Source organism: Streptomyces sp. NPDC088116 (genome assembly GCF_044741745.1).
Lineage (GTDB): Bacteria > Actinomycetota > Actinomycetes > Streptomycetales > Streptomycetaceae > Streptomyces.
Map to the genome: position 1 here is coordinate 24,289 of NZ_JBIUTF010000015.1, position 19,434 is coordinate 43,722.

Sequence of the window (19,434 nt, forward strand, 5' to 3'; positions counted from 1 at the left end):
GGCGTCCGTATGTACGCCGGTGTCATGAGGCCCGTTGTGTCCGGGGAGCCGCACACCAGTCGGCTCCCTGTGACAGCCGTAGCGCGTGGGCGATCGACGCCAGCGTCACATGCCGGTGCCAGCCCTGGAACGAGCGTCCCTCGAAATCGCGGATGCCCACGCCCACACTCACCTCGGCGAAATCCGCGTCCACCCGCCCCACCAGCATGGCCAGTTGTCCCAACGCGCCGTGTTCCCCCGAGGTGAGGTCGGTCAGCCACAGGTCCGCGGGGCGCCGGCGGTTGGCTCGCCACACCCCCATCAGCATCAGGGTGCGCTGCGGGAGCAGACCGGGGAGCACCACGGCATGCCGTGCCACGAGGCTGATCGAGCCTTGCCACTGCAAGGGGCGGCCCAGCCGCTGCACCTGTTCCATGATGTGCTGGGCCGGGCGCGTGCGGGGGCGCCGGTCCGCCTGGACGCGGCCGCCGGCCGGGGCCAGTGGCAGGTCACCGGCGATCCGTAACATGAACGGAAGACCGGCCAGGGAGAGCGAGCGCACCAGCCGGGGCAGCCCGGCGATGCGCGCGTCCATCACCAGCGGACGGGCCGACGCCCTGTTCACCTGCGCGAGTTCCTTCACCAGGTACGTCAGGTCCTCCTTCTCCTCGTAGGCACTGACGTGCCGGTCCCGGTCGGGCCGGTCGGGACCGCCGCCAGGACCGCCGCCCAGCGTCAGGTGCCAGTTCACCGGCGCCGACATCGTCTCGGAGGCGAGCCAGAGCCCGTGGCTCTGCTGGCAGTTGACCACCCGGCCGAGGTCGGGGATGAAGCGCCGGTGCACACCGACCGAGCGCTCGCCCGCCTTGGAGACCACCATCGGGCGGATCACCCACGCCTTCGGGCGAAGCCCCTCGTCGACATAACGCGCCAGTGAGCTGCGTACGACGCGCCAGTCCCACGTCGACCCGGCCACGAAGTGGTGCAGGCTCTGCTCGGCGGCGCCCTCGCCCACGAAGGCGGCGAGGTTCCGTGCGGTCTTGCGCCCGCGGGCGGTGAGCAGGCCACGTATGTACTGTTCGCCCCTTCTTCGCTGGTCCGTGCGGCGGAGCGACCCGAGCAGCTCCGGGGACATCGCGGTGACGAGCGAATCCACATCGTTGTTCATGGCGGAACTCGGCAAAGAGTTCAGTGGTTTTGATCCAAACGAAGCAGCTTTCATCGCGACCCCCGCAAGATGCTCGATTTCCGGTGAGAAACGGCTGCGGACCACCCTTGCGAAACTCCCTGCGCGATCCCAGGTATGCGGGGCACACACTTTTTGATCATTCGGGGCCCATCGCGCCCTCGGGGAAGTCCGCCCGCTCCGCCCCGCGAAACACGGTGACATGAGCACCGGAAGTGACGGGCGGGTGGTGCTATGACACCCAACGGGCCGCGCCAAGAAGGAATTTCATGACGCTGTGTGACGTCGGGAGCCGTCGATCGGCATGCCGGTCGCCACTGTGTCAGATTCCCCTTGTCCGCGGTGTGGCGTGTGCCTTAGTAACCCCTTTGTCTCACTCGCCCACTGCCACGAGGTATCCCGTGTCCCTTCCGAAAACCCTTCCCGCTCTCGGCGGGATGCGTTTCGTCGCCGCCATCCTGGTGTTCACCTCCCACATAGCGTCCCAGCCTTTCTTTCGGAACACCGACATCAATTCGACCCTGCAGATGCCCATGGACCGGCTGGGGCCGCTCGCGGTCACGTTCTTCTTCATGCTCAGCGGGTTCGTGCTCACTTGGGCAGGAATTCCCGACAAGTCCAGAACCACCTTCTGGCGGCGCCGGGCGGTCCGTGTCTACTCGCTGCACCTGCCGGTGTTCCTGCTGGCGCTCGTGCTGGTGGTGTGGCTCCAGGAGCCGACCATGGGCCGGTCGGTGTGGGACGGCGCGCTCAGCAATCTCTTCCTGGTGCAGTCGTGGATCCCCGATTACCACGAGTACGGGAGCATCAACCCGGTGGCGTGGTCACTGTCCTGCGAGATGCTGTTCTACGCCACGTTCCCGTTCCTGTTCGCCTTCTTCTCCCGCGTCAGGGAGGACCTGCTGTGGAGATGGGTCATCGGCGTGTCCGTCGCCGCCATGGCCATTCCCTCGATCGGGCTCCTGCTGCCCGCCCATTCCCCGCTGCCCTGGGATCCGGAGATGCCGGAGCTGCGGTACTGGTTCATCTCCATGTTCCCGCCGGTACGGCTTCTGGAGTTCGTACTCGGCATCCTCATGGCGCAGATCGTGATGCGCGGGCGCTGGGCGGGGCCGAAGCCCCTCGTGTGCGTCGCGCTGTTCGCCGGGACGTTCGCGGTGTCCTTCCTGCTGCCCGCCCGGCTGTGGCCGGGAGTGCTGACCATCCCGCTGATCGCGCTGCTGCTCGGCTCGGTGGCGGCCCGCGATGTCCGGGGCACCGGCTCATGGCTGGGTACGCGGGCGATGGTGCGGCTCGGCGAACTCACCTTCGCCTTCTACGTCATCCACTACCTGGTCATCCAGTACGGCCACCGCTTCCTCGGCGGCGACCAGGGCTACTACCGGCAGTGGGACACCCCGGCCGCCGTCGGCCTCACCGTGCTCGCCTTCGCGGTGGGGCTGGGGCTCGCGGCTCTGCTCCACTTCTACGTGGAGAAGCCCGTCATGCGGACGTTCGGCCGGCCGCGCCGGGCGCCCGTGACCGATCCGGCGACACAGGCCGATCCCGTCGGGCCCGCCAAGTCCTAGAAGCGGTGGGGGTGTTCGGGCCGGCATGGCCGCATGCCTGCGGGGGCGCGCTACCGGCGCGCCCCCGCAGGCATGCGGCTCAGCGGCCGAGGAGTTCGTCGTAGAGGGTGATCCACTGGTCCGGCGAGACGAAGGCGACGACCACTCCCCGGTCCAGACGGGCCGTCCGGAACGCGGCGTTCACCTGCCTGACCGGGAAGTGCCGGCGCAACGAGGCGTCGAGGGAGCCCCCTTTACCGGTGAATCCGATGTCCACGATGTCCCGGAACTCGCGCATCCGGTCACGGGAGAGCAGCGGTACGGGGCGTCGCTCCAGGCGCAGCATCGCGGAGTCGACGGCGGGCACCGGGCGGAACTTGTGCCGGCTGATCCGCTCGCCCATCCGCCAGGTCACCTCGGGCCAGCTGGCGACGGTCAGCTTGGACCAGCGTCCGTATCCCCCCGTGCGCTTGCGCGCGTATTCGAGCTGGGTGATCAGGGTGGCGGTGCGCGGCTGCCGGGTGTCCAGATACCAGTCGATGATTTCCGACGTGTTCCCGAACGGAATGTTGCCGACCACGGAGAAATCCTCATCGGGTTTCCGGGCCTTGAGGAAATCACCGGTGACGACGGTGATCTTCGGATCCTGTGCGGTGGCCGTCTTTAACTCTCCGGCGATCCGCTGATCAATCTCATAGGCGACCACCCGCTTACATAAGCGCGCCACCTCCCGGGTGATACCACCCCGTCCGGCGCCGACCTCCAGAAGGGTCTCGTCCGGGTGCGGATCCGCGAAACGCGCGAAGCACCGTACGGTTTCGTGGTCGACCAGGAAATTCTGTCCGTAGATTCTTCTCCTGACGTCCGCTCCGCTCTGCGGTCCGCGCTGTGCCGGGGGGCGCCGCCCTGTCCCGGGCGGATGTGTTTCTCCCGGGCGCCCGCTGTATCGTCCCTTATTAGCCATGCATTTCCCCAGTGCTCCCGGCTCGACAGGTCATTCGAGGCCGAAAGGGATCGCGGAAACATGGGCGCCCCCTTGCGGCCCTTGTTGCGGAAATCAACAACGCGCCGGAGCTTACCCTTCCTTTACTTTCGGTGTCTCCTTTTTGTTCTTCTTGGCTAGTACGGACCGATGAAGTCGGACATGACACCGCGCATCCTGGGTGCCGAGTTCCGGTCGGCGCCCAGAACTTCCACACAGGCTCGCGCCACGGTCTCCGCATTCGGATGGAACGCTTCCTCCAGCGGCCATGAAACGGGGGCCGGGCAGTCGGGCGGGGTCACCCGGCGGACCGGGGCGCGCAGACAGTCGTGCACGTTCTCCGCGACGACCGCGGCGACCTCGGAGGAGAAGCCGTAGCGGGCCCAGCTGGTGTCGGCCACGACCAGGCGTCCTGTCTTGGCCACCGATTCGCAGATGAGCCGCTCGTCCAGGGGCCGAATGCTGCGTACATCGATCACCTCGACTCCGATTCCCCGGCTCCTGAGCGCGTCGGACGCCCGCTCGGCCTCATGGACCATCAGGGAAGCGGCGACCACGGTGACGTCGTCCCCGGAGCGGGCGACCCGTCCCCGGCCGAAGGGGATGGCCACGGCTTCCTCGTCGGCCTCGCCCTCGATCCCGTACAGACCGCGGTTCTCCAGGAGGACGACCGGGGTGTCCGCCCGCAGCGCGCCGACCAGCAGTCCCTTCGCGTCGGACGGTGACGCGGGAGTGGCGACGTACAGTCCTGGAAAGTGGCCGAAAAGTGACTGAAGGCTCTGTGAGTGGGTGGCGCCCTGCCCCCAGCCACGGCCGACGATCCCCCGCATGACGACGGGCGCGCTCCCCTTGTTTCCGTACATGTAGCGCCATTTGGCGGCCAGGTTGAAGATGCCGTCCATTGCCAGGAACATAAAGTCGTCACGGGTGTGGACGACGAGGGGCCGCAGTCCCATCGAGGCGGCCCCGACGGCTATGCCCGCGAACGCGTTCTCGCCATTCGGTATGTCCACAACCCGGTCGGATCCGAACTTCGCGAACGCTTCACCGGTGGTTCCGTAGACCCCTTTGTAGTCGTCGACACCCTGTCCCGCGAGAATGATCCCGGAGTCGGCTTCCATACACTGGACGGTGGCTTCGCTGATCGCCTGACAGTATGTGATCCGTCGCATGCCGCTGTTTTCTCCCGTCAGCTCTCGTAGGTTCCGGCCAGCAGGTGCTCGACCGCCGGGAACGGACTGGCCCTGGCTTCCGCTACGGCTTCATGGACCTCGGCGCGGAACGTACGCTCCCAGTCGGACACATCCGCCTCGATATCCGAATCCGATGTGCTGAGGAAATCCACGGCACGGCGGATCGGGCAGCGCGCGATCCAGGAGTCGATCTCGTTCTTCGAGCGCGGACTCACGTCGTAGTCCCAGTCGGGGCCGACGTGTTCGCGCCACCGGTAGGTGTCGAATTCCAGAAACCATGGCCCCTTTCCGTCCCGGCAATCCGCCACCGCTTCGCGCGCGGCCTCGAAGACGGCACCGACATCGTTTCCGTCGAGGCGCCGGGCGGGTATTCCATAGCCCCGGGCGCGCCCGCTGATGCTGCCGGCGGAGGGCTGGCGGGCGGTCAGCGGGGAGGAAAGGGAATACTGATTGTTCTCGCAGACGAAGACGACGGGGAGGCGGTGGACGGCGGCGAAGTTCAGGGATTCGTGAAATACGCCTTCTTCCGAGGCGCCGTCCCCGAAGAAGGTGACGGCGACACGGGACTCGCCGCGCCGCGCGAAGGCCCAGGCGGCGCCCGTGGCCACCGAGATCATCTCGCCGAGAATCGCCGAGGAGGCGCCGAACCCGGCCGCCTGGTCGGCGAGGTGGACGGACCCGCCGCGGCCCGCGGAGCAGCCGTTCTCCCTGCCGTGCAGTTCGGCGACCATCCCCAGCAGGTCACCGCCCTTCGCGAGGAACTGGGCGTGACACCGGTGGCCGCTGTAGATCACGTCCGTACGACGCAGGGCGGCGCACACGCCGACCGCCGTCGCCTCCTGGCCGATGGAGAAGTGGACGGGGGTCCGCATCTCCTGCTCTTCGCGGTAGACGGTGGCGAGTTCCTCCTCCACGCACCGGATACGCACCATGTCGCGGACCATGTCGCGGATGAGGGGAAGGGGCGAATGCCGTTGTTTCATCTCTCCTCCGAGTGGGCTGTCAGGGCTCGACCGAAGAACGAGGAAAAAGGACGAGAAAAGGAGAACGGGAACCGGCCCGATACGCTACGGGCCGGTAATTGCCCTTCGCAAGACCAGAGTTGACACAGTGTCAGCTCAATGGATCTCCCTCCGGAATCTGAGACGGTCTCGCGGACGCCGGGTCAATCCACTCCGCCCGGTGCCCGACCGGAATCCGGAGGGCGGCGGAGCGAAAAGCCGGACGCGGAACGCGGCCCGGGAATTGAGGGCGATCCGGGCCGGTCCCGCACTGCCCGGAGGGCGGACCGGCCCGCCCCGGGAGCCGGCCGAGCCCGCCGCCGGACGCGGCCCGCGCCCGGCACGAGGTGGAACTCCCGTACACCGGGCGGCTCTCGGACCGGAGCAGCACACTGCCGACCGGTGGTCCCGTCACCCGGCGCGAACCGGCCTCGACATGGCCGGTTCGCGTAACTCCCATGCGTCCGGCGGGAGAATCGACTACGGTTGTCGACGTGTGAAATACGGCATAGGCCTTCTGTGATGCGGCGCCGGGCGCAACGCCCGTAGCGCCTGCTTATCGAGCCCGGGTTGCCCTCCCTTCAGTGGGTTGGCAAGGCGACCCGCCCCCTCGTCACGCCTGTACGCCTTGGTTCCCCCCTCTTTCACCTTCTTCGCCGTGCACCGACCCGGTCGCTCCCGCCCCGCGCGGAGCGGACCGCTGTTCGGGGGCTTCGGTTTTCCTTGAGAAAGGACCTAGATGACCCATCCCCACAGTTCCTCAACCCCCCAGCGGCGTGCGGATTCCTTGATGGAGGATCACCTCGCGTCGGCCAGTGAGTTCGACGGCGAGCAGTACGAGCGTGAGGAACGCGCGTCACTGCGCCGCGTCGCCGGTCTCTCCACCGAGCTGGCCGATGTCGGCGAGGTCGAGTACCGCCAACTGCGCCTGGAGCGCGTCATTCTCGTCGGGGTATGGACGTCGGGGACGGCCGCCGAGGCGGACAGCTCCCTCGCCGAACTGGCCGCGCTGGCCGAGACGGCCGGTGCCCTGGTGCTCGACGGGGTCGTCCAGCGCAGGCAGAAGCCGGATCCGGCGACGTACATCGGATCGGGCAAGGCCTCGGAGCTGCGCGAGATCGTCGAGGAGACGGGCGCCGACACGGTGGTCTGCGACGGGGAGCTCAGCCCCGGACAGCTGGTCCACCTCGAACAGGTCGTGGGCGTCAAGGTCGTCGACCGTACGGCCCTGATCCTGGACATCTTCGCGCAGCACGCCAAGTCCCGTGAGGGCAAGGCCCAGGTGGCGCTGGCCCAGATGCAGTACATGCTGCCGAGGCTGCGTGGCTGGGGCCAGTCGATGTCCCGGCAGATGGGCGGCGGCGGTGGCGGTGGGATGGCCACCCGCGGCCCCGGCGAGACGAAGATCGAGACCGACCGGCGGCAGATCCACGAGAGGATGGCCAAACTCCGGCGTCAGATCGACCAGTTGACGACGGGACGGGAGGCCAAGCGGGAGGGACGACGGCGCAACAGTGTGCTGTCGGTCGCTCTCGCGGGCTACACCAACGCCGGGAAGTCCTCGCTGCTGAACCGGCTCACGGGGGCCGGAGTCCTGGTGGAGAACGCCCTGTTCGCCACCTTGGACACCACCGTGCGCCGGGCCACCACCCCGAGCGGCCGGAACTACACGATCGCCGACACCGTCGGCTTCGTACGGCACCTGCCGCACCAGCTCGTGGAGGCGTTCCGCTCCACGATCGACGAGGTCGCCGACGCGCATCTGGTCCTGCACGTGGTGGACGGATCCCACCCGGATCCGGAGGCGCAGCTCGCCTCCGTGCGTGAGGTGCTCCGTGAGGTCGGCGCCGCCGGCAGCACGGAGGTCGTGGTGATCAACAAGGCCGATGCCGCCGATCCCGAGGTGCTCTCCCGGCTCCTGGAAGAGGAGCCGGAGGCGATCGTCGTCTCCGCGCGCACCGGGCAGGGCATCGAGGAGTTGCGGGCCCTGGTCGACGACCGGCTGCCGCACCCCGCCGTGGAGGTCGAGGCCATGGTTCCGTACAGCCAGGGAGGTCTCCTCTCGCGGGCACACAGCGAGGGTGAGGTGCTGTCCGTGGAGCACACACCGCAGGGCACCGTGCTCAAGGCACGGGTGAACCCCGAACTCGCGTCCGCGCTGAAGGAACATCTGCGGCCGTGAACCGGGCGGGAGAGCCGGCCGGTGGACCGGCTCTCCCGCCTCCGCCCCGCCCCGTGCCGCTCAGGCCGGGTCCGAATCACACTTGCCGGGTTGCTCGTTGAGCACTTATGATGGGCGTCATGGGTTCCCTGTGATTAATGAGGATGCGGGGCGTTGAGTTCGACTCCGCCGCCGCTTCCGACCGCGCACTCCTGAAGCACTGCCACACCGGTGTCATCCGCTGTGTTGGTGTGTTCGCCGGATACCCCCATGTCCTTACGGTCCTGTGGCCTGTCCCGGTGGTCTGCTGTGTGCGCGGTGCCATCTCTCATCCTCAGTGGCGAACCAGGAGGGCCCCTGCGTGCACACATCGCAACTCGCACTGCATGACATCACCAAGCGCTATGGCGACCAAGTCGTTCTCGACCGGGTCGGTTTCAACGTCAGGCCGGGCGAGAAGGTCGGCGTCATCGGAGACAACGGATCCGGCAAGTCCACACTGCTCAAGCTCATCGCGGGACGCGAGCAGGCCGACAACGGGGCATTGACGGTGGTGGCGCCCGGAGGCGTCGGATATCTGCCGCAGACGCTGGCACTCCCGCCCGAGGCGACCGTTCAGGACGCGGTCGATCTCGCCCTGGCCGACCTGCGTGAGCTGGAGGCGGGGATGCGCGAGGCCGAGGCCGAACTGGCCGAGCGGCCCTACCAGGCGGGGCAGGATCCCGGGCTCGACGCCATCCTCAAGCGTTACGCCGCTCTGGTCGAGCGGTACCAGGCCCGTGACGGCTACGAGGCCGACGCCCGGGTGGAGATCGCGCTGCACGGGCTGGGGCTGCCGAAGCTGAGCCGGGACCGGTCACTGGGCACCCTGTCCGGCGGCGAGCGGTCCCGGCTGGCCCTGGCGGCGACGCTGGCCTCGGCGCCCGAACTGCTGCTGCTGGACGAGCCGACCAACGACCTCGACGACCGGGCGGTCGGCTGGCTGGAGGAGCACTTGCGCAAACACCACGGCACGGTGCTCGCGGTCACCCACGACCGGTTGTTCCTCGAACGGCTCACCAGCACGATCCTGGAGGTGGACGCGGGGCAGGTGTCCCGCTACGGGAACGGCTACGAGGGCTACCTCGCCGCCAAGGCCGCGGAGCGGCAGCGGCGGCTGCGGGAGTACGAGGAGTGGCGGGCCGAGATGGACCGGAGCCGGGACCTGATCGCCTCCAACGTGGCGCGGCTGGACAACATCCCGCGCAAGCTGCCGTTCGCCGTCTTCGGGGCCGGTCAGTTCCGCTCGCGCGGACGAGGGCACGGCGCCATGGTGCGTATCCGCAACGCCAAGGAGCGGGTCGCGCGGCTGAACGAGAACCCGGTCGCCGCGCCGGCCGACCCGCTCTCCTTCACCGCGCGGATCAGCACCGCGGACGCGGAGACGCCGGAGGCGGTGGCCGAGATCACCGACGCCCGCGTCGGGGACCGGCTCGGCATCGCGTCCCTGTGCCTGAAGCGCGGTGAGCGGCTGCTGGTCACCGGTCCCAACGGGGCGGGCAAGACCACGCTCCTGCGGCTGCTCTCCGGAGAGCTGTCACCGGACGAGGGATCGGTGCGGGTGTCGGGCCGGGTGGGACACCTGCGGCAGGAGGAGACACCGTGGCCGCGCGGGCTGACCGTACCGCAGGCGTTCGCCCATGGACGGCCGGGCGATCTGGACGAGCAGACCGAAGAACTGCTCTCGCTCGGCCTGTTCACCCCCGACGACCTCCGGCAGCGGGTGGAGGAACTGTCGTACGGACAGCGCCGGCGGATCGAACTCGCCCGGCTGGTGAGCGATCCGGTGGATCTGCTGTTGCTGGACGAGCCCACCAACCACCTCTCGCCGGTGCTCGTCGAGGAACTGGAGCAGGCACTGACGGGCTATCAGGGCACGGTGGTCGTCGTCACGCACGACCGTCGGATGCGGTCCCGGTTCACCGGTTCCCATCTGACGCTGCGCGACGGCCGTATCGCCGAATTCAGTGAGGCCTGACCGGCCCCCGGGCGCGCGCGTCCGGGGCCACCACCGGAGGGACGGCACTGGAGGGAGGGATCAGCTCCGCCCCGTCCCTCCGGTGCCGCGCCGGTAATTCGGACTGGTGCCGCGCTGGAAATTGGGACTGTGTCATCTCTCCGTTGCCGCATGAATTCTTCCTGATCCAGGATGAGGCCGCCATCTCTAGGAAATTCAGGCCGTCCTGGCCCATCAGGAAGGAGCGGGAGGCCGATGCTCCAGAGTTATGACCGGCTGCCGTCACTGACCGGACTGCGCTGGTTCGCAGCGTTCGCCGTGTTCGTCTGCCACATCGTCCAGCGGGGTCTCTTCGCCGACCAGGGCGTGGCATCCGCGCTGGCCAGGCTCACCCCGATGGGCTCGATCGCGGTCTCGCTCTTCTTCACGCTCAGCGGGTTCGTACTGACCTGGTCGGTGCGGGAAGGCGGCTCCACGCGGAATTTCTGGCGGCGCAGGTTCGCCAAGATCTATCCGTTGCACTTTGTCACCTTCCTCATCGCGGCGGTGATCATCCTGTCGCTCGCGGAGCCGGTTCTGCCGGGCGGTTCCGTCTGGGACGGCCTGGTGCCCAACCTGCTGTTGGTGCATTCCTGGCTGCCCGACGCGTATATCGTTTCCGGATTCAATACGCCGAGCTGGTCGCTCTCCTGCGAATTCGCCTTCTACCTCTCGTTTCCGCTCTGGTACCGGCTGCTGCGGCGCGTTCCGGCGCACCGGCTGTGGTGGTGCGCCGCCGGGCTGGCCACGGCGGTGATCTGTGTGCCGTTCGTGGCGCGGCTGTTCCCGGCCGGCGCCGAGGCCGCCCCCGGGATGCCGCTGACGGAGATGTGGTTCACGTACTGGTTCCCGCCGGTGCGGGTGCTGGAGTTCGCACTCGGCATCGTGATGGCGCTGATCCTGCGTGCGGGCGTGTGGCGGGGCCCCGGTGTGGGAAGCGCCGCTCTGCTGCTCGGCGCCGGGTTCGGTCTCAGTCTCGTGGTGCCGCCGATGTTCACCCTCGCCGCCACCACCGTCGTACCGGTCGCGCTGCTGATCACCGCCGCGGCGGACGCCGATCTGCGGGGCCGCCGCACGGGACTGCGCTCGGCGGTGCTGGTCCGCCTCGGCGAGTGGTCCTTCGCCTTCTACCTGCTCCACTTCCTCGTCATCCGCTACGGGCAGCGGCTGCTGGGCGGCGAGCAGGGATACGCCCGGCAGTGGGACACCCCCGCGGTGTTCGGCCTCGCGCTGCTGGCGCTGGTGGTCACGCTCGGTGCGAGCGCGCTGCTGCACATCTTCGTGGAACGGCCCTGCATGAGACTGCTGGGCGGCCGCCGACCCGAGGCGCGCGAGCCCGCTCCCGCGCCGAGCGCCCTGTCCGCCTGACCCGACCTCGCGACCCGGCTTCCCGGAAAGGACCCGAGCGTGGCAGACCAGACCGCTCTCAGCCCCGTACTGCTCGACTACGCCCGCGAGGTTTCCCTGCGGGACGACGACCTGCTGCGTGAACTGCACGAACTGACCGCGCGCCTGCCGGCGGGAAGCGCCATGCAGATCATGCCCGAGGAGGCGCAGTTCCTCGCCCTGCTCGTCCGGCTCATCGGCGCCGGACAGGTGCTGGAGATCGGGACGTTCACCGGATACAGCACGCTGTGCATGGCCCGCGCGCTGCCGTCCGGCGGCCGGATCGTCACCTGCGACATCAACGACCGATGGCCCGGCGTCGGAGCCCCGTTCTGGCGGCGGGCCGGGGTGGAGGACCGTATCGACCTGCGCGTCGGTGACGCCGGCAAGACCCTGGCCGAACTCCGCGAACACGAGGGCGAAGGGGTGTTCGACCTGGTGTTCATCGACGCCGACAAGGCCGGGTACCCGCACTACTACGAGGAGGCGCTGGCGCTGGTCCGGCCGGGCGGACTCGTGGCGATCGACAACACACTGTTCTTCGGTCGGGTGGCCGACCCGGAGTGCGACGACCCCGACACCGTGGCGGTGCGCCGGCTCAACGAGCGGCTGCGCGACGACGAGCGGGTGGACATCTCCCTGCTGACGGTGGCGGACGGGGTCACCCTGGCGCGCAAGCGGGGCTGACCGGACGGCAGTTGGGGCCCACCGCCTTCGAGGAGGCGGTGGGCCCCAACTGCCGTCCGGCCTGTCAGTGTGTTGTGTCCCGGTCGGCGCCACCGTCGGTACGGAACCGGTTGATCGCGGGCAGATGGCGCTCGCGGAACTCGTCGTCGCGCACCCCGAGCCCCTCCTCCGGCGCCAGGCAGAGCACCCCGACCTTGCCCTGGTGGACGTTGTCGTGCACGTCCTTGACCGCGAACGCGGTCTCGGCCAAGGGATAGGTACGGGACAGCGTCGGATGGATCCGGCCCTTGGAGATCAGCCGGTTCGCCTCCCACGCCTCGCGGTAGTTCGCGAAGTGCGTGCCGATGATCCGCTTGAGGTTCATCCACAGATAGCGGTTGTCGAACTCGTGCTTGAAACCGGAGGTCGACGCGCAGGTGACGACGGTGCCGCCGCGCCTCGCGACGTACACCGAGGCGCCGAAGGTCTCACGGCCCGGGTGTTCGAAGACGATGTCGGGATCCTCACCGCCGGTCAGCTCCCTGATACGGGCGCCGAACCGCTTCCACTCCCGCGGATCCTGGGTGTGCTCGTCGGACCAGAAACGGTAGCCCTCGGCGGAGCGGTCGATGATGGCCTCCGCGCCCATCGCACGGCAGACCCCGGCCTTGCGCGCACTGGAGACCACACAGATGGGGTTGGCCCCGCCGGCGAGGGCCAGTTGGGTGGCGTACGACCCCAACCCCCCACTGGCGCCCCAGATCAGGACGTTGTCGCCCTGCTTCATCCCCGCTCCGTTGCGGGACACGAGCTGCCGGTACGCGGTGGAGTTGACCAGGCCGGGCGCGGCGGACTCCTCCCACGTGAGGTGATCCGGTTTCGGCATCAGCTGGTTCGACTTGACCAGGGCGATCTCGGCCAGCCCGCCGAAGTTCGTCTCGAACCCCCAGATGCGCTGCGCCGGGTCGAGCATGGTGTCGTCGTGCCCGTCGGCGCTCTCCAGCTCGACGGAGAGACAGTGGGCGACGACCTCGTCGCCGGGCTTCCAGAGGTTCACCCCCTGGCCGGTGCGGAGCACCACACCGGCCAGGTCGGAGCCCAGCACGTGGTAGGGCAGGTCGTGACGGGCGGCCAGGGGCGAGGTGCGGCCGTAACGCTCCAGGAAACCGAACGTGGGCAGCGGTTCGAAGATCGACGACCAGACGGTGTTGTAGTTGATCGAACTGGCCATCACCGCGACCAGCGCCTCCCCGGGCCCCGGCTCGGGGAGCGGCACCTCCTCGACGCGCAGCGACTTGCGTGGATCCTTGTCCGCGCTGCTCATACCGGAGAACATGCCGATGTCCTCCTTGCGGACGGTCACGGCCCGGCAGAACTCGGGCAACGGCAGTGCCGCGATGTCCTCGACGGTCCGGTCGGGCGCGGTGATCGCGGCGAGCAGCTCGGTCATGTCATGACTGACGGGCATGGGCGATGGACTCCGTTCGATCGGTTCAGGGCGGTGAGGCGTTCCAGGGCCGGGACGATCCCGGCGGGCGTGGGCTCGGCGAGCATCTCCTCGCGCAGCCGCCGCGCACCCGCCCGGATGGCGGGGTCCTCCACGGTCGCGCGTACCGCCTCGGTCAGGCTCCGCGCCGTGAGGTCAGCGGGCGGCAGATGGAACCCGGCGGACAGACGGTGCAACTGCTGCGCCTTGAGCGGCGCGTCCCACAGCGACGGCACCATGATCTGCGGGACCCCGTGCAGCATGGCGGTGGAACAGGTGCCGGCCCCGCCGTGATGGATGATCCCGGCGCAGCTCGGCAGCAGCGCGTCCAGCGGGACGAAATCCACCGGCACGACGTTGTCGGGGATGCTGTCGAGCCGTTCCCGCTGGGAGGAGTCGAGCGTGGCCACCACCTCGATGTCGAGCCGGCCGAGCGCCTCCAGCAGCACCGGGTAGGAGACCGCGTCGGGGCCGTAGGTCTCGCGGGCGGAGATGCCGAGGGTGAGACAGATCCGCGGGCGGTCGGGTTCCCGGGAGAGCCAGGGCTCGATCACCGAGCGCCCGTTGTACGGGACGTAGCGCATGGGCACCGTGGTCTGCCCCAGGTCCAGCCGGGTGCTGCGCGGGCCGGGGTCGATCACCCAGTGGCCGAGCACATCACGCTCCTCGAACGCGCACCCGTACCGCTGAAGTGTCCAGCCGAGCCATTCGGCGACGGGGTCCTCGCGCAGTTCCTCCGGCACCCGGCGCAGCGCTTCGAGGAACCGCTGCCGCGAACGCCCGATGACATCGGGTCCCCAGAGGATGCGCGCGTGCGCGGCGCCGCAGGCGCGCGCCGCGACCGGCCCGGCGTAGGTCCAGGGCTCCCAGATGACCAGGTCGGGGCGCCAGTCGCGGGCGAAGTCGACGATGGCGTCCATGGTCGCCGCGCCGTTGAACGGGGCGAAGCACAGGGCGGCCATCAGCGTCTGCCGGCCGAGCAGATACTCCCAGTCGCTCTCCTGCGCGGACTCGTCCTCGGCGAACTCCAGCCCCCTCTGGTACGGAACGAGGTCGCTGCCCATCTCGGCCAGCAGCTCCATGGCGGCCTGGTCGTCGCCGACCGGGACCGCGGTCAGCCCGGTGGAGGTGATGACGTCGGTGAGCGACGGCGGACTGGCGATACGGACCTCGTGCCCGGCCGCGCGCAGCGCCCAGGCCAGCGGCACGAGGCTGTAGAAGTGGGTGTTGTGGGCGAGGGAGGTCATCAGGACGCGCACGGCGACTCCGGTCTCTGCGGTCTCTGTGGTGTCGGGGGTCTCTGTGGTCTCTGTGGTCGCTGTGGTCGCTGTGGTTTTGGGGGTCTGTGTGTTCGCGGTGAAATGCGCACGGTGACTCCGGCTCGCTGCGCGTCTGGACGCGTCATGCCTGGATCGGTCATGCCTGGACCGGTCACGCCTCGACCGGTCATGCCTGGACCGGTCATGCCTGGATCGGTCACGCCTCGACCGGTCATGCCTGGACCGGGAAGCGGGCGTAGGCGCGTACCACCGGGGAACGCGGTCGCATCAGCACCTCTCCGGCTGTCCGCAGGCCGGGCAGGGCTTCTGCCATGGCCTGTACGGCGGTCGTGGCGGCCAGTCGGACGAGCGGCAGGGCGAGAGCGAAGTGCGGTCCGTCCGGGCCACCCAGAGGTCCCGTACCAGGGGCGTCCCGCCCGGCGGTGGCCAGCACCACGACGTGATCGTCGGCGGAAAGGTGATGGCCGCCGAGGTCGGCATCCTCGTGCGCGACTCTGCTCTCCAGCCGGGCCGGGGGCAGATCGCGCAGCGTCCGGTCGACGGCCGCCGCCGCGGCCGGGTGTCGGCGGACGGCCGCCCACTGCCCCGGCCGCTCCAGCAGTCGGCGCACCGTGTTCGCGATGACGGTCGTGGCGGGCTCGGGCGTGCCGATGGCGAGGACGAGCGCGATGCGTTCGACGTCCCCGGGGGCGACGCCGTGGTTCAGCAGGAGCCCCGGGACGTCGTCCGGCCGGGGCCCGGAACGCCGTGCCGTCCGTGCCGCGGCGGCGACCCGTTCGCGGACGAGGCCGGCCACGGTGTGGACGGCGGCGGCGGAATCCTGGGCGACGGTGAGCGTCTGCGGGGTGAACCTGCTGTCGAGCTGCGGCGCGCACCTGCCGAGTGTCCGGGCCGCCTCCTCCCGGTCGCGGTCCGGGACGCCGAGCAGGCGCGCGACGAGCGCGCCGACGTACGGCCGGGCGGCATCGGCGACCAGGTCGAATCCGGCGGCGCCGGCCGGGACCGTAAAGGGGTGTACGGGGTCGGCGGGTTGGGCGTCGGCGAGTACCGGATCGGCCAGTCCCGGATCTGCCAGCACTGGATCTGCCAGCACTGGATCCGCCGACGCGCGCAGCCGGGCGAGTTCGGCCCGCTCGTACTCGGGGAAGGCGTCGCAGACGGGCAGCAGTTCGGCCCCCGGGCGGCGGCCCGCGCGGTCGAGAGCGCCGAAGCGCGGATCGGCCAGCACCGCTTCCGCGATCCTGGGGTCCGCGGTGACCCAGGTGTCGAGCAGGTCGCTGCGGAACCACGGGCCGTGCCCCCGGATCCGTTCCTCGTACGGAGCCGGGTGGTCGTCCGCGGAGCGCAGGATCAGCGCGTAGGGGTCGCCCTGATTTCCGGCGAACCAGATCCCGGCGCGGGTCAGTTGCAGCCGACGGCCGAGTTCGCGGGTGCCGTCGTCCGGGGGAGCGGGCGCCGTCGCTGTGGTGGTGGGCATGGCTTCCTCTCGTCGTCAGGCAGGGCGGGCTTGGCGGTACGTACCGATGAACAGCCCACGGCCCGAGCGGCCGCCCTCCTGGTAGCGCACCTCGCAGCCGGCGGTCTTGAAGGCACGTTCGTAGTCGGCCTGGGGGAACAGGGTGATCCGGTGACTTTCGGCGAGGTCGCGAATGCCCTCCCCGGGCCGGGCGATCAGGTAGCGCACCTCGATCCGGGTCGCGTCGCCCTCCAGGACCGAGTGCGACATCCGGCAGATGGTGCGGTCACCGGCCTCGGTGATGCTCGCGCCGACGTAGCCGGGGGTGAAGGACTCCGGGAACCACCAGGGCTCGACGATGATCACGCCGCCGGGGGTGAGGTGCTGGGCGAAACAACCTAGTGTGGCGTCGAGTTCGGCGGTGTCGCGAACGTGGCCGATGGAACTGAACATGCAGATCACGGCGTCGAACCGGCGGCCGAGGTCGAACACGCGCATGTCGCCTTCGTACAATGCGAGGTTCGGGTTGCGGCGCGCCGCGATGTCGAGCATGTCGTGGGAGAGTTCGAGGCCCTCGGCGCGCTCGAAGAGGTCGCCGAGGTGCCGCAGGTGCTGCCCGGTCCCGCAGGCGACATCGAGCAGCGACGTGGCGTCCGGACGGTGCGTGCGCACCAGCGCGGCGATTTCCTCGGCCTCGGCGCGGTAATCCTTGCCCTTCCCCTCGTGAACCAGGTCGTAGACGGCCGCTATCTCGTCGGCGTACATCAGCGTTCTCCTCCGGCGGACTTGGTGGACTTGGTGAACTCGGTGAACTCGGTGGTCTGGCTGGGCTGGTTGGGCTGGGTGAGTTCGACGGGCTCGGTGGGCTGGCTGGGCCGGCTGGACTGGGTGAGTTCGGCGGGCTCGGTGGGATCGGCGGGCTCGGCGCGGCTGATGGTGCTCAGCCAGTCGTGCACCACCGAGGCGGTGTGTTCCGCGTGTTCGGTGAGCATGGTGAAGTGGTTTCCCGGCACATCGGCGACGGTCCGGGCGAACGGGACGGCGGACCTCCAGTCGCCCCGGTCCCCGCCCTCGGGCCACTCGCGCAGCGGTTCGCCGGCACGGACCAGCAGTACGGGAGCGCGCAGCGCGGTGAGCCGATTGCCGAGCAGCAGCCGGTGGTAGCCGGCCATGGCGGTGAGCCGGTGGTCCTCCAGCGGTACGGGGCTCCGCTCCAGCGACCAGCGGAGCAGATCGTCACGCCACACGCCCATGGCGCCCGGATCGTCCGGCGGGTAGACGTCCATCAGCACGACCGCCGCCGGGCCGGCGCCGCGCGCCTCCAGGTGCGCGGCGAGGGCATGGGCGATGTTCGCACCGGCCGAGTGGCCGGCGAGCGCGAACGGTTCGCCCGCGCAGTCCTCCAGCAGCGCGTCGGCCTGGGCCGCGAGCAGGTTGGGGAGCGAAGCGGGCAGCGGCTGCGCCGGGCTGTCGAACCCGGGCAGCGGCAGAACCGTCAGCCCACGGCCGCCGCGCAGCCCGGCCGCGAAGCGCGCGTACTCCAGCGGACTCGACGTGGGCGCGGTGCCGGCGCAGCAGTACAGCCTCGGGCGGGCCGGGCCGCTGGCAAGGTTCACCGGTGCCGGGAGCCCGGTGCCGCCTTCGGCACCGGTGAACACGGGGCGGAACCCGGCCAGCGACGCCAGCAGTTCCATCGCCTCGGCGGACCTTTCCTGGGCCACGGCGGTACGGAAGGTGGCGAGCAGCGTGCCCTCCGCCTGTGGGGCGCGACCGACGTGACCGGCGGCCTTGTCCTGGACCAGCCCGGCCAGGTGATCCGCCAGCTCGGCCGGGTCGGTGTGGTCGAAGACGAGGGTGGTGGGCAGCTCCAGCCCGGTGGTCTCGGCCAGCCGGCCGCGCAGCCGCACGGCGGCGAGCGAGTCGAAGCCGAGCTCCCGGAACGGGGTGTGCGGGTCGATCCGCGCGGCGCTCGGGTGGCCGAGCACCTCGGCGATGTGCTCGCGCACCAACTCCAGGGCATGTGCGGGACGGTCCTCGGGCCGCCCCTGTACGAGGTCGGATCCGGCTTGACCTGCCGGTACATAACCTCCCGTGGCATTGGTGCGGGTGGCGGCGATCGCGGCGGCGGCCTGAGGGATGTTGGAGATCAGCGGGCTGGGCCGGGACGCGGTGAACGTCGGCACGAACCGCTCCCAGTCGAGATCGGCGACCGTCAGGTTGACCTCGGAGTCGTCCAGGGCCTGCTGGAGCGCCGCGAGCGCTGTCTCCGGCCGTAGCGGGTTCAGCCCGCGCTGCTCCAGGTAGCCCTCCGGGGCGAGTTCGACCATGCCCGTTCCGCCCCAGACACCCCAGGCGATGGAGGTGGCGGGTTGGTGGTGGGTGTGGCGTTGTTGGGCGAGTGCGTCGAGGTGGGCGTTGGCGGCGGCGTAGAGGGATTGTCCGCCGCTTCCCCAGGTGGCGGCGCCGCTGGAGAAGAGGATGAAGGTGTCGAGGGGGGTGTGTTGGGTGAGTTGGTGGAGGAGGTCGGCGCCGGTTGTTTTGGCGTGGAGGATGTGGGTGGCTTGGGTGGGTGTGAGGTGGGTGAGTGGGGTGGTTTGTGGTGTTCCGGCGGTGTGGATGATGTTGCGGAGTGGGGGGTGGTGGGTGGTGATGTGGTTGATGAGGTTGGTGGTTTGGGTGGGGTTGGTGATGTCGCAGGGGGTGATGGTGGTGTGGGTGCCGAGGGCTTGGAGTTCTTGTTGGAGTTGGGTTGCGCCGGGGGCGTGGGGGCCTTGGCGGCTGGTGAGGATGAGGTGTTTGGCTCCGTTGTGGGCGAGCCAGCGGGCGATGTGGGTGCCGAGGGCTCCGGTGCCGCCGGTGATGAGGGTGGTTCCTTGGGGTTTCCAGGGTGTGGTGGGTGTGGTGGGGGGTGGTGCGGGGGTCATGCGGCGGGCGTGGGTGGTGTGGGTGCGGATGGCGAGTTGGTCTTCGTGAGTGTTGTTGTGAGTGTCGTGGGTGGTGATGTTGTGGGTGAGGTGGTGGGTGAGTTGTTGCCAGTGGTGGGGTTGGGGGTGTGGGGGTAGGTCGATGAGGCCGC

The 19,434-nt window shown here is 69.5% G+C and carries 14 protein-coding genes; 5 read left to right on the top strand and 9 right to left on the bottom strand.

From position 1 onward, the window contains the following. Positions 1-22: 22 nt before the first annotated feature. Complete coding sequence (locus ACIOJD_RS34210; RefSeq protein WP_401920440.1) at positions 23-1,147, bottom strand: IS701 family transposase; 1,125 nt, start codon at positions 1,145-1,147, stop codon at positions 23-25. Positions 1,148-1,566: 419 nt separating this feature from the next. On the opposite strand from ACIOJD_RS34210, the gene ACIOJD_RS34215 reads away from it, so the two are divergent. Next, positions 1,567-2,733, top strand: a complete 1,167-nt coding sequence (locus tag ACIOJD_RS34215; protein WP_401920443.1) for an acyltransferase family protein — start codon at positions 1,567-1,569, stop codon at positions 2,731-2,733. Positions 2,734-2,812: 79 nt separating this feature from the next. Here the strand turns inward: ACIOJD_RS34215 and erm are convergent, their stop codons facing one another. The 3 genes from erm to ACIOJD_RS34230 form a co-directional block, all read right to left on the bottom strand. After that, positions 2,813-3,676, bottom strand: a complete 864-nt coding sequence (erm, locus tag ACIOJD_RS34220) for an ErmE/ErmH/ErmO/ErmR family 23S rRNA (adenine(2058)-N(6))-methyltransferase (RefSeq protein WP_401920446.1) — start codon at positions 3,674-3,676, stop codon at positions 2,813-2,815. Positions 3,677-3,831: 155 nt separating this feature from the next. Beyond that, positions 3,832-4,815 carry an alpha-ketoacid dehydrogenase subunit beta gene (locus ACIOJD_RS34225; protein ID WP_401920448.1) on the bottom strand — a complete coding sequence of 328 codons (984 nt, stop codon included), beginning with the start codon at positions 4,813-4,815 and terminating at the stop codon, positions 3,832-3,834. 68 nt (positions 4,816-4,883) lie between these two features. Beyond that, the gene (locus ACIOJD_RS34230; protein WP_401920450.1) at positions 4,884-5,870 is read right to left on the bottom strand and encodes a thiamine pyrophosphate-dependent dehydrogenase E1 component subunit alpha; all 987 of its coding nucleotides are present in this window, start codon (positions 5,868-5,870) and stop codon (positions 4,884-4,886) included. Between the two features lie 757 nt (positions 5,871-6,627). Here ACIOJD_RS34230 and hflX point away from each other — a divergent pair. The 4 genes from hflX to ACIOJD_RS34250 all read left to right on the top strand — a co-directional run bounded on the left by hflX (position 6,628) and on the right by ACIOJD_RS34250 (position 12,157). Beyond that, positions 6,628-8,070 (top strand): GTPase HflX, encoded by a 1,443-nt coding sequence (hflX, locus tag ACIOJD_RS34235; RefSeq protein ID WP_401920452.1) that lies wholly within the window; start codon positions 6,628-6,630, stop codon positions 8,068-8,070. Between the two features lie 340 nt (positions 8,071-8,410). Continuing rightward, entirely contained in the window at positions 8,411-10,066 is a 1,656-nt protein-coding gene (gene car(A) / locus ACIOJD_RS34240; RefSeq protein ID WP_401920455.1) for an ABC-F type ribosomal protection protein Car(A), read from the top strand. A 234-nt stretch (positions 10,067-10,300) separates the two neighbouring features. Further along, positions 10,301-11,452: an acyltransferase family protein gene (locus tag ACIOJD_RS34245; protein ID WP_401920457.1), complete on the top strand. Its 1,152-nt coding sequence runs from the start codon at positions 10,301-10,303 to the stop codon at positions 11,450-11,452. A 39-nt stretch (positions 11,453-11,491) separates the two neighbouring features. Next, positions 11,492-12,157: an O-methyltransferase gene (locus tag ACIOJD_RS34250; RefSeq protein WP_401920459.1), complete on the top strand. Its 666-nt coding sequence runs from the start codon at positions 11,492-11,494 to the stop codon at positions 12,155-12,157. A 64-nt stretch (positions 12,158-12,221) separates the two neighbouring features. On the opposite strand, the gene ccrA is transcribed toward ACIOJD_RS34250, so the two are convergent. The 5 genes from ccrA to ACIOJD_RS34275 all read right to left on the bottom strand — a co-directional run. After that, entirely contained in the window at positions 12,222-13,586 is a 1,365-nt protein-coding gene (ccrA, locus tag ACIOJD_RS34255) for a crotonyl-CoA carboxylase/reductase (RefSeq protein ID WP_401920478.1), read from the bottom strand. After that, positions 13,583-14,881 (bottom strand): activator-dependent family glycosyltransferase, encoded by a 1,299-nt coding sequence (locus tag ACIOJD_RS34260; RefSeq protein WP_401920462.1) that lies wholly within the window; start codon positions 14,879-14,881, stop codon positions 13,583-13,585. Before ACIOJD_RS34260 ends, ccrA begins: the two co-directional genes overlap by 4 nt. Before the next feature lie 232 nt (positions 14,882-15,113). After that, on the bottom strand, positions 15,114-16,379 hold the full coding sequence (locus tag ACIOJD_RS34265) for a P450-derived glycosyltransferase activator (RefSeq protein ID WP_401920464.1): 1,266 nt from the start codon (positions 16,377-16,379) through the stop codon (positions 15,114-15,116). 15 nt (positions 16,380-16,394) lie between these two features. Then, a complete protein-coding gene (locus tag ACIOJD_RS34270; protein ID WP_401920466.1) occupies positions 16,395-17,123 on the bottom strand; it encodes a class I SAM-dependent DNA methyltransferase in 729 nt (242 codons plus the stop codon). Continuing rightward, positions 17,123-19,434: type I polyketide synthase (locus ACIOJD_RS34275; RefSeq protein WP_401920468.1), on the bottom strand; the 2,312-nt coding region annotated here is incomplete at its 5' end. The genes ACIOJD_RS34275 and ACIOJD_RS34270, both read right to left, overlap by 1 nt.

Bases quoted from the DNA above. Each gene is read 5' to 3' on its own strand.
- ACIOJD_RS34210 (WP_401920440.1), bottom strand. From the start codon at position 1,147: ATGAACAACGATGTGGATTCGCTCGTCACCGCGATGTCCCCGGAGCTG.
- erm (WP_401920446.1), bottom strand. From the start codon at position 3,676: ATGGCTAATAAGGGACGATACAGCGGGCGCCCGGGAGAAACACATCCG.
- ACIOJD_RS34225 (WP_401920448.1), bottom strand. From the start codon at position 4,815: ATGGAAGCCGACTCCGGGATCATTCTCGCGGGACAGGGTGTCGACGAC.
- ACIOJD_RS34230 (WP_401920450.1), bottom strand. From the start codon at position 5,870: ATGAAACAACGGCATTCGCCCCTTCCCCTCATCCGCGACATGGTCCGC.
- hflX (WP_401920452.1), top strand. From the start codon at position 6,628: ATGACCCATCCCCACAGTTCCTCAACCCCCCAGCGGCGTGCGGATTCC.
- ACIOJD_RS34245 (WP_401920457.1), top strand. From the start codon at position 10,301: ATGCTCCAGAGTTATGACCGGCTGCCGTCACTGACCGGACTGCGCTGG.
- ccrA (WP_401920478.1), bottom strand. From the start codon at position 13,586: ATGACCGAGCTGCTCGCCGCGATCACCGCGCCCGACCGGACCGTCGAG.
- ACIOJD_RS34265 (WP_401920464.1), bottom strand. From the start codon at position 16,379: ATGCCCACCACCACAGCGACGGCGCCCGCTCCCCCGGACGACGGCACC.
- ACIOJD_RS34270 (WP_401920466.1), bottom strand. From the start codon at position 17,123: ATGTACGCCGACGAGATAGCGGCCGTCTACGACCTGGTTCACGAGGGG.